Origin of the sequence: Streptomyces fulvoviolaceus (assembly GCF_000718165.1) — a bacterium.
Lineage (GTDB): Bacteria > Actinomycetota > Actinomycetes > Streptomycetales > Streptomycetaceae > Streptomyces > Streptomyces fulvoviolaceus.
Genome location: NZ_JOEY01000171.1, coordinates 1 through 627, shown reverse-complemented (window position 1 = coordinate 627; position 627 = coordinate 1). Strand labels below are relative to the sequence as shown.

Below are 627 nucleotides of genomic sequence, written 5' to 3'. Positions count from 1 at the left end.
GACTGAGCAGGAGTGCGTTCTGGCGTGTGTGAGTGAGTGCTGAGGCTCCCGGCCGACGGCTGAGTGCTGTCGTCCCGGGAGGGGAATCGGGGTTCGTCCGTCGAATGTGTGACCTTTCCGTGCGGGGTTCGTTGGGTGTGATGAGCGGGTTATTCGAGGGGCTGTGTGGGGGTGTGGGGTGGGTGGGTTGCGGGAGCGTGCGGCGTCGTTCGTCGTGCCCGGCCCCTCGGGCGTGGCAGTCCGCACTCGCCTCAAGCAGCTCAGGCCCGCCGATGAGAAGGTCCTCGCCCTGGTCGGCGCGCACCTCTGCCTGGAGCACTCGGCGGAGACGTGGGCGGCGCGTAAGCGGGGCCTGACGTCGGTGTCGTCGTCCCGGTGGGCGGGTTCGATCACCAAGGCCACGCATGACCAGTGGGCGCTGGCCCGCCGCTGTCAGCTCGCCCACCTCCGGTCTCTTGAGGCGGGGATCGGGACGATCAGGCACCGGCTGTCGCTGCCGGTCGGCGCGCAAGGCTCGAAGCACGCTCTGGGCGGCTACCGCAGCAGGCGGGAGTGGCACGCCCAAACGCGTCGCCTGCAGGTGCTGGAGGACCGGCTGGAGCGCGAGCGGGCCGACCGCGAGGCCGG

Annotated in this window: 1 pseudogene; it reads left to right on the top strand. The window is 70.8% G+C overall.

The features are described from left to right. Positions 1 to 178 precede the first annotated feature (178 nt). Positions 179 to 627 (top strand): annotated as a pseudogene (locus IG08_RS0153360) (IS200/IS605 family accessory protein TnpB-related protein); the annotation flags it as partial.